At 60.6% G+C, this 10,659-nt stretch carries 1 protein-coding gene; it reads right to left on the bottom strand.

Features of this window, described 5'->3' with window-relative positions:
* Positions 1 to 430 precede the first annotated feature (430 nt).
* Positions 431 to 10,654, bottom strand: coding sequence for a putative Ig domain-containing protein (locus tag B9Z49_RS21105; protein WP_233254755.1), 10,224 nt, complete (start codon positions 10,652 to 10,654; stop codon positions 431 to 433).
* Between the last annotated feature and the right edge of the window lie 5 nt (positions 10,655 to 10,659).

The following is a 10,659-nucleotide window of genomic DNA, read 5'->3' as shown; positions in this document are numbered from 1 at the left end:
AAAAAACTGTGATTATTGATTTTTTCATGGATAAATCTCGGTTTTTTGTCGATAAAGCCAAATTAGTACGAAAAAAGTGGTTTCACTTTGCTCTAGAAATTAATGGTTTAATCAATTCAAACTGAAGATATCTACTATTTCGTCAACAACAAACCCCCAATTGGCATACCCCTCGAATAATTTGCAAGTATTTGTGTTTTTTTCTTCAAAAACATCACAAGTGCCATCACTGCCAATTTGAAACATCGGTGCTTTAACTGTCTGACCAAGGCGTCGGTGGCCCACAGGAGAAATGGACCCCGGCTCGGAGGCCGGGGTGACATTTAAGAGGGCCCGGGATGACCTACTGTTTGTAGGAGTTCACCCCTGTGCGCGATGGTTTTTGGGGCGTGTGCCACGCCCATCGCCCACGGGGTGGGCTCCTACGTTTTTAGGACAAGGTCACGTTTTGCAGGTGTTGGTCCACCATCACTTGCAGGCTGGTGTCAGCGCTGTAGTTGTAGGTGTTGAACGTCACGCCGTCTTGTTGCACCGTGCCTGTGGCAATCCATTCGCCGGGGGCCTCTGCGCCGAGCACGTTGCTCAGGTTCAGGGTGTCGTTGCCGTCACCCTTGACCTGGACCACATGCTGGCCGTTTGCGTCTGCAGGCATCGCCAACACGTCGGCTACGTTCAGTTTGAAAGCGATGACGGGGTTGGTGGATCCCGGCTCGGAGGCCGGGATGACAGACGCCTCAGCTTTGCCCAGCGTGTAGGCAAACGCTGCATCGCTCACCAGCATGCTGGAACCATCGGCCAACTGCGCCGAGCTGTGGCCCGCTTCGGTCACACCATCGGCAGGTGCGCGCACCACGCCATCGCTGTTGAGCTGCAGGGCGGTGATGCCCAGGTCGGCCAGGGTCTTGACCTCGCCTGTGTCGGCCACGCCGTCTTGGTCGGTGTCTTGCCAGACGGCCATCTCACCAAACTGTACGTCCTGCGCGTTCAACACGCCGTCGAGGTTGCTGTCGAACTGCGCGGCCAGGCCTTGCAAGTCGGTCTCGCCGCCGTGGCGGGCAAAGGCGAACTGGCTGTTCTCGCGCACCGAGCCGTCGCCGTACATGTCGTGCACCAGCAAACCGTCTTGTGCAGCCACCCAGGCGGTGGTGTCCAGCACGCCGTCGGTGTTGAGGTCCATCTTGATCTGGCTATAGCCGATCTGGCCATCACCGCTCAGGTCCAGCACCACGGGGGTCACGGTGGCGTTGAAGGCAGCGGATGTCGCACTCACAGTGCCCGCGCCGTCGGTGGACTTGGCGGTGAAGTTGTGCGTGCCTGCGGCCAGGTTCAGGCCGTTGACTGTCCAGGTGCCATCGGCCGACACGGTGGTCGAACCGATGACGGTGGTGCCGCCGTTGTCGTACAGCTGGATCAACGAACCCGGTGTGCCTGTGCCCGAGACCGAGTTGATCGGGTTCTTGGCAACGCCGAAGTAAGTACGGTCAATCATCACGTTCGTGCCACCCCCTTCATACGCCAGCGCCAGACGGTACTGACCTGTGGGCAAGTCACTGAGGAAATTCGTTTGGTAATTCACGAACGCATCCCCATAAGCCTGGCTGTCAGTGCGAGAGTTCAAGCGAATGGCTTCACCATAGGCGCTGGCATTTCTTTCGATTCGGCCAGGGCCTGAATACCAAGGGGTCACATCCGCTTGTTGGACACCGTTGGCATCCAACAAAACCCATTTGATCTGTGTAGCGTAAGACAGAACAGGAAGGGTTGGATCAATGTTCTGGCCGCCAGCATGGGCGTCAAAGGAGAACGTGTAGGCCTGCCCCTTGGTCAAGGTCATCAGGCTTTTACTGGCCATCTCGATTTTGCTGCCCGGACCCGTTGGGTTTTGGGCATCAAACATGCCGCCTTCTTGTCCATAAGCCAAATTAATCCCGTAAATGGGGTTGACCGTCTTGGGGCCAGTGGTCAAGTTACTGTCACTGGTCAAACCGTTAGGGCCGACATGGTCAATGTAAAAGGCGAAATCGGGGCTGGTGGCGGTATCCGATGCCGCGGTTTGCGACAAGAAGTTGCCGCTCGTCAAAGTTCCCGAAGCCGCAGCATTGCCTTTGGAATCGGTCACGCCTGTAATGGCTGGTGCCGCTTCCACCGCGTCATAAACAACAAAGGTGGTGGCCGATGCGGTGCCCGAAGCGGTCACCAGTTTGGCGGTGTAGGTCCAGTTCGCGGTGTGCGCGGCGGTGTCGGTGATGGTCCAGTTGGTGCCTGTGACGGTGGCATTGCCGATCAACACACCATCGGCGTACACCTCCACACGGTCGCCGCTCGACAAGGCGGTGGCTATGGTGCCCGTCACGCTGCGGCCTGCTGCGCCGTTGCTGGTGATGAAGTCACCGGCGGTGCCCGTGTCCAGCGTCATGCTGCTGATGGTCACAGCGTTGGACGTGGCGGCCGTTTGTGTGCCGCCCCCCACCAAGACCTGGGCCTTGGAGGTGCTGTGGTCGAACACTTGGTAAGCCACACCACCGATGGTGACGGTGCCCTTGTCCTGCCATTCGCCAGGCAAGGTGCCGGTGTTGCTGCCCAAGGCGTCACTGGCCAGATGGCTCAAGTTGAGCTTGTCGGTAGCGGTGCCCTGGACCACGAACTGGACTTTGCCAGCGCTTGCCGTGTTGCTGCCGCTGAAGCTGTAGCCCGCCAGATCGGTGGCGCCCAAAGACAGCACGCTGTTGGCTGACAGGGTCAGCGTGGATTGGCCTTGCATCTGGAAGACTTCGACATCCTGGATGTTCTTGACCGTCTGATTGCCGGTGATGGCGGTCAGGTCCAATGTGGTGCCGGGCTGCAGCTTGAGGGTGTCCACACCCGCGCCACCATTGATGATGCCGCCTGCGCTCAACTGGGCCTGCACCGTGCTCACTTTGGCGGTGATCACGTCGTCGCCCCCCACGCCAGACACGACGCCGCCGTTGTAGGTCATGGCATCAACACTAGAGGTGCCCACCACACCCAGTGGGGTGTTTGCCGTCAAGGTGTTGGTGTCACCCGGTGTCAAGCCCAGATTGCTGATGGTGTAGGCCGTGGAAACGCCCGCTGAAATTTCCATGCGGGCAGCCAATTGGCCGTTCAGGAAAGTTCCCGAATTGAAAGTGGAGACCTGCGGTGATGTGTTGTTGATCGTCAACAACGAAGCAAAAAAGCCGTTTTGCATCATGCCCAGAAGATCGCCATTGGCATCGTAGAACCTGATCTGGACTTTGTCAGCCGATGATTGAAGATCGGGTAACTGAGAGAATGTGATGGACACACTGGACATGCCGCCTTCTTTGAAGAAGACACGGAAGGTTTCATAACCAGGGCCGGAGTTGACGCCTTTGCCCGGATAGAAGTTCAAGGCTGTATTGGTCATGTTGCTTTGGGAAAAGGCCCATCCGCCCTCTTCTTCCAGCCTCACTGCGGCCAGCAGGTTGCCCGCAGTGCTCACCTGACCCGCAGCCAACTTGAACAAGTTGGAGTTCGGGCTGATGTTGCCTAAAGCGTCGCGCTGCACCGCTGCAAAGGTGTGCGCACCGGCGGGCAGGGTCAGGCCCGTGATGGACCAGGCGCCGCCTGCGGCCACGGTGGCCGAACCGATCAGGTTGGTGCTGCTGCTGTCGTAGACATACACCACATCGCCCGCCGTTCCTGTGCCGCTCACGGTGGTGATGACTTTGGCCGATGTCATGGTGCCCGAACCATCGGTGATGGCCGTTGACGCGCCCGACTCCATCACCGAGCTGATCACTGCTGCGGCCTCGGTGTTGTCCAGCGTCACCACGCGGCTGGCCGTGGGGCCCGCGCCGCCTGCCGAGTCCACCACCTTGGCGGTGTAGGTCCAGTTGGCGCTGTAGGGGTTCGGGTCGGTGAGGGTCCACTGCGTGCCGCTCACGGTGGCGTTGCCCAATTTCACGCCGTTGGCATACACCTCCAGTACCTCGTTGGCACCCAATGCCGCACTGAGCGCGCCCGAGACCAAGCGGCCAGCGCTGGCGTCGGCGGTGGTCCAGTCGGCGTTGCCGCTGGCAATGCCGCTGTCCTTGGTCATGCTGGTGAAGGTGACGGTCTGTGCCGGTGGCGCAGAGTCGATGACCATCGGTTGGGTGTCGGTGCCGCGTGCGCCGTACGAGGCAACAGGGGTCGTGCCGTCAGCGGCCACGATGGTGGCTTTGATCACGTAGTTGCCGTCGGGCAGGGCTGTTGCTGCGCTGTTGTCCCATGTCCAGGTGGTGCTGCCCGCTGCTGGGCTGACTGCGCTGGAGCGCACCAGGGTGGTGCCGTCGGCGGCATAGATCTGCACCAGCACTTTTTCGCCGGTGGCCAGGGCCTGGGGCAAGGTGCCGTTGTAGACGATGGTGTTGTCGTTGGTGATGAAGTCGCCCGCAGTGCCCGAGTCGGCGCTGATGGATGCGATGTCCAGTTGGCCTGCACCCAGAATGTTCACGGTGTAGGTGTTGGACGTGGCGACCACGGCGCTACCGGACGATTCGATCTTGGCCACATAGGGGTGGGTGCCCACCGCCGCTGGCGTGGGCGACTCGAAGGTCCAGGTCTTGGTGTCAGGGTCCACCACGGCGGTGCCCAACAGCACGGTGCCGGTGGCGTCGTAGATCTTGATGACTTCGCCCGGGTTGAGCGTGGTGGCGTAGGTGCCCGAGATCTTGTGCGTGGTGTCTGCCGTGGTGCCCAGGTGCGGCACGATGTCGTTGGCAGCACCGGTCATGCTGATTTCATCGATGAACCAGCGGTCAGCGTTGAGCGTCATGAACCCGAAGGACGTGGCCGTGACGCCCGCAGGCAAGGACGAGGTGAAGACATCGAGCTTGCTGGACGAATTCAAGGTCAAGAAATCCTGACGATGAACCACGTTGCCGTCTGCATCGTAGAACGCGACCTGCGGGTAGGTCCAAGTTGATGTGGTCAGGCCCGTGCCGCTGATCAGGTTGTTCAAACCAAACGACTTGAAAGTCACGGATGAGAACGGACCTGTTTTGGAAGTGAAGGTGTAGATGCGCGGGTCATTGGAGCCTGTGGGGTACTCATTGGTGTCCAGCCCCAGCTGCAGCCTGCCATCGGTGCCAATCATGTTGTCAATGGTGATGTTGGCCGCCGTGGCTGGCGCGAGCGCACCTGTTTTCAATTTGAGTTCATTGACAGGATTGCGGCTGCTGTTGGCTTGCCAAGAGGCCCACTGTTCAATCGTGCTGATCTCCCAAGCCGCCGTAGAGACTTCGGTAGCCAGCGTATTCGAGGTGGTGGTGGTGGTATAGGTGGGTGGCGATGCCGCGTTGCGCAAGTTGCCTGCCACGGTGCTGGTGCCGCTGTTGAACTCTTCCACATAGCTGGCGGCAGCGCCTGAGTTCTCGACCTTGGTGATGACCACCGCTTGCGAGGCTGTGGTGGTGCCAGCGGGGTTGACCGATGCGCCGCCGGACACCAACACCTGGGCGTCGGTGGTGCTGTGGTTGAACACACGGTAACTGCTTGAGCCGATGGTGGTGGTGCCCGCATCGCTCCACACACCGGCCAATCCGGTGTTGCCCACCACACCGTTGGTGGTGACGCTGTCCAAGCTCAAGGGCGTGAGCACCACGGCATCGGTGCCGGTGGCTTCCACCACCAGCTGTACTTTGCCCGTGCTGCCCGAAGAGGTGTAACCGCTCATGGTGGTGGCATGGCTGCCGCCCAGGCTGAGGACGTCGTTGGCCGACAAGGTCAGTGTGGAGGTGCCCTGCAGTTTGAAAATTTCCACCTGCTGAATGGGCTGCACGGTCTGGGTGCTGCTCAGGGCCGGCAGGTTGAGCGTGGTGCCTGCGTTCAACACCAAGGTGTCTGCGCCCGATCCGCCATTGATGTAGCTGCCGCCTGTGGCCAAGGCGGTTTGCAAGTTGACACCGGCCGCCACAGCGATCACATCGCTGCCGCCCATGGCGTTGACCGAGCCACCGCTGAAACTGAGGGGGGTGGCGATGGTGCCATTGGCACCGTCTGTGTAGCCCGAATTGCTGCCCGCCACCAACGTATTGGCCGCATTGGACGGCGTGGTCTGCGCGAACGAGATGTTGTCCAGCGCGAAATCGCCGGCACTGACCCAGCCGTGAGCAGCCAGTTCAATCGGGATGGACCCGGTTGACGTTGCGGTGTAGTTGACGGTGACCGTGCCCGTACTGCTGTTGTGCGTCACCATGGCCTGTGTGCCATTGATCATCACCTGGATGAAGGTTCGATCGCCGCCATTAGGGGGAAGAGCGCCTTCCGTGGCATAACCGAATGTGTTGTTCCAATAGTCGAACTTGAACTGGTAGGTTTGACCTTGAACCACATCGACTTTGGAGCCCCAGAGGGTGCTTTGTTGGCCAATGCCGGTGTAGGAGTTGTCCTGCACCGCTGCGCCGCCTCCGGTGGAGATCCAGGCACCGTCCAAGCTGCCGTAAAAAATCTTGCCACTGGCCAAGCTGAGGAAGGTGTAATAGCTTTTTTCGTACTCCGAAACTCCCACAGAGGCACCCGGCGCATAGATTTTTTCTGACCAAGTGTCCACACCGTTCCACGTTGTGGCCGCCGACTGTGTCAACGTGGCCAACACCGTTTGGGGGTTACCGTTCAAGTCATAGGCAATCGGTTCGTTCAGGATGGCAAAGCCATGCCGTTGTTGAACATAGTTGAAACTCGAAGCCGCCGTCATCAATTTCAGATCGGTCGCAAAACCGGTCTCGATGCCTGAATCAAAACTGCCATTGAAACCACCACTGCCGGTGGTGTTCACGCTCCACAGGTTGGACAAGACACTCTCGTTGCCATGCACGTCCACTTGTTTGGCTGCAAAGGTGTTGGCTGTAGGCAAGACGCCGAAGCCCGACACCGTCCAGTTGCCCGAGGCATCAGCAATCGCCGTGCCCACCAGGTTGGTGGAGGTGTTGTCGTACAGGTAAACCAAGGCATTGGCCGAGGCCGTGCCCGACACACTGGCCAGGGGCGAGGTGGTGCTGCCGTTGTGGGCCACTGTGGCTGCGCCTGCCACGGCGGAATCGAACACGCCGGTGATGACCGGTGCGTCCACGGTGAAGTCGGTGGTCACCACTTGCGTGGCCGTCGCGCCGCTGCTGCTGGTGGTCGGGTTGGCCACTTTGGCGGTGTAGGTCCAGCTGGGGTTGGTGGCGTAGCTGTTCAGGTCGGTGATGTCCCAGGCCTGGCCCACCACGCGGGCGTTGCCGATTTTGGTGCCGTTGGCATACACCTCTACGACCTCGTTGGTGCCCAAGGCGGTGCTGATCGTGCCCGAGACCAGTCGGCCCGCGCTGGCGTCTGCGGTCAGCCAGTTGTCGTTGTCGCCCACCAGGGTGCCGCTGTCCTTGGTCATGGAGCTGAAGGCCACCGTCTTGGTGATGACGTCGCCAATCACAAAGTCAATGGTGTCGGTCACGGTCAGGCCGCCCGCGTCGGTGCGGGTGACGGTGACCGTGGTGGTGCCCGCCGTGGTGGGCGTGCCACTGAAGGTGCCGGTGGCGGCGTTGAAGGTGATGCCCGCTGGCAACGGCGATGCGCTGTAAGTGGCCGTCTCGCCGTTGGCGGTGCTGTCCACGTCGGCAAAGTTGCCCGCAATGCTGAAGCTGCTGATGGCGGTGCCGACCAACAAGCCTGTTTTGTCGGGCTCTGGCACCACCAAGGTGGGCGCGTCGTTGGCGCCTTTGATGGTGACCACCAGGTTGGCCGTTTTGGGGCCGGTGCCGTCGTTGGCGGTGTAGGTGAACACCTCTGACAAGGTGTTGCTGGCCGTGCGCAGGCCTTGCACCGTGGCGTTGGCGTTGTCCACCGCGTAGCTGTAGCTGCCGTCTGCGCCCATGCGCAAAGTGCCGTACTGGCCGGTGATAGCGGTGCCCGTGCTGCTGTTGGTACCTGCCGCCACAGCCGTGGCGCTGGCGTTGCTGACCAATTGCACGGCCGTGACCGTGGGCGATGCGCCCTGGTCGTTGCCGAGCACGTTGCCCGTCGGGTTGGTGCCCGCGGTGGCATTGACCGTGCCGCCAGCCTCGACGGCGTTAGCAGTGTCGTTGCTCAAGGCCAAGGCCTGAGCGGCGGGCGTTTCCACGTTCATGGTCACGTCCACATCGACCAGCACCTGGGCTTGCGTGGTGCTGTGGTCATACACACGGTAGACGGTGCTGTTGATGGTGACTTCGCCTTTGTAGGCCCAGAAGCCTTCCAGGCCGGTGTTGCCCTCTGCACCTGAGGTGACCACACCGTCGGTGGCCAGTTTGTTCAGGTTGAGGGTATCGCCCGTCACGCCGTTGATGACCATCTGGACCTTGCCCGCGCTGCTGGTAGAGCCGGTGGGCGTGACCGCTGTGGGACCGTTGCCGATGGTGTTTTGCGCTGTGGTGTCAAAACTGTAAGGCGCCATGGTGCTGGTGTTGCTGGCACTGGCCGAGCCGGTGTTGCTGGCCCCCAGAGACAGCACGTCGTTGGCCGTCATCGACAGGATCGAGTTCGTACCCTGCATGGTGATGATTTCGACCTGCTGGATCGGTCGCACCGTCTGGTTGGTGGTCAAGCTGCCCAGGTTGAGGATGGTGCCTGCGGCCAGTTTGAGGGTGTCCAGACCCGCGCCGCCGCTGATCATGCCGCCTGCGGCCAGGGTGGCTTGCAAACCGGTGCTGGTGGCGGTGATGGTGTCGTCACTGGCCAGTGCGTCCATAGCACCTGCCGTATAAGTCAGGTTATCTGGATTGCCTGTGGCACCAGCAAAACTGCCACCGGCCACAATGGTGTTGACCACATCGGGGACATTGAAGCTGATATTGCCGAGCAAAAAGTCGCCACCAGAGGAGCCATAGTGATTGCCCTGGACACTCAAATTGATTGTTTTGGTGGTCGGCGCGGTGTAGGTCACCGTCAACCGTCCTGCCTCTGAGAATTGACCGGCACCATTGGTGGTGAAGTTGATGGTGGCTCCGTCGATGGTCAAGTTCAATGGCTCGTCAGAGAACCAATTACTCTGATAGTCCATGTTGAACTGGTAGGTTTTGCCGGCTTCCACCGCTGCTGTAGTGGCCCAAATCACCGTTTCACGGCCGACATAGATTTGGCCTTGCATGACTTTTCCGGTAGCGGTAAAGATGCCATTCGGATTGCCCGCGTCGGTTTGAGTGGTTCCATCCTTGAAAAGCTTGCTCCAAGTGCCAAGACCATTGCCATAAGCCACGGGACTGGTGGTGGTGCCTGTGGTGGCGTTCAAAGGCGTAACTGCATTGTTGGCATCGGTCCCGGTCACGATGCGGTAAGTGTCCCCACCAAAAGGCGATGTAGATGCAGATACTTCGGTCAGTGAAGAGGTGAATCCTCCAGTCGACGCAAAATTGCCGTTCACAAGCACATTGGATGACGTTCGGACAGTCCACAGGTTCGAGAACAAACTCAGGTTGCCCTGCGGATCGACCTGCACCGCCGCAAAGGTGTTGCTGCCGCCAAAGGTGCCTGTCAGTGAAGTCACAGACCATTTGCCACTGCCATCCACCACGGCCGTGCCGACCAAGGTGGTGTAGTTGTTGTCGTACAGGTAGATCTTGGCACCAGCGGCCGCAGTCCCGCCGCCAGCCGTACCGCTGACGGTGGTCAGGGTGTTGTTGGTCGTGCCGTTGTCTGCAATCGTGGTGGTGGTGTTGACGTTGTCGAACACGCCAGTGATGACCGGCGGGGCTTCGGTGGCGTCCAGCGTCACCAATCGGTTGGCCGACATGGGGCCGGTGTTGCTGGCTGCGCCGACCACTTGGGCGGTGTAGGTCCAGTTGGCGTTGTAGCCCTTCAGGTCGGTGATCTCCCACTTGGTGCCATTGACCACAGCGTTGCCAACGAGCACGCCGTTGGCATACACCTTGACGACTTCGCCCGTGGCCAGAGGGGCGCTGATGTCGCCCGAGAGCAAGCGGCCCGTGCTGCCATCGTTGGTGGTCCAGTCGGCGTTGGCCGCGGTGCCGCTGTCCTTGGTCATGCTGCTGAAGCTGACGGTGGTGGCGATCACGGGCAAGGTGGTGACGATGTCAAAGGTGTCGGTGACCGACAGGCCACCCGCATCGGTGCGCGTGACGGTGACGGTGGTGGTGCCCGCGGCGGTGGGCGTGCCGCTGAAGGTGCCGGTGGCGGCATTGAAGCTGAGCCAGCTGGGCAGCGCTGCGCCGCCCACCGTCGCGGTGTAGGTGGCGGTTTCGCCGTTGGCGGTGCTGTCCACATCGGCAAAGTTGCTGGCAATGCTGAACGGGGTCAGGGCATTGCCGACCGTGGCCGCTTTGTCCGCCTCTTGCACCACCACGGTGGGCGCGTCGTTGGCGCCTTGCACAGTAACGGCCAAGCTGGCGGTTTTGCTGCCAGAGCTATCGGTGGCGGTGTAGGTGAAGACTTCGGTCAGGGTCTGGCTGCTGGTGCGCAGCGCTTGCACATTGGCGTTGGCGTTGTCCACGGTGTAGACGTAGCTGCCGTCTGCGCCCATTTTGAGGGTGCCGTATTGCCCCGTGATGGAGGTGCCGCTGGTGCTGTTGGTGCCAGCGTTCACGGCCGTAGCCGTGCTGGCGCTGAGCACTTGAATGCCGGTCACGGTGGGGCTGGTGCCGGTGTCGTTGCCCAGCACGCTAC

Origin of the sequence: Limnohabitans sp. 2KL-51 (assembly GCF_003063645.1) — a bacterium.
In the GTDB taxonomy this organism is placed as follows: Bacteria; Pseudomonadota; Gammaproteobacteria; order Burkholderiales; family Burkholderiaceae_C; genus Limnohabitans_A.
Note: the sequence above shows the minus strand (reverse complement) of the source record. Positions and strands in the feature narration are given on the sequence as shown.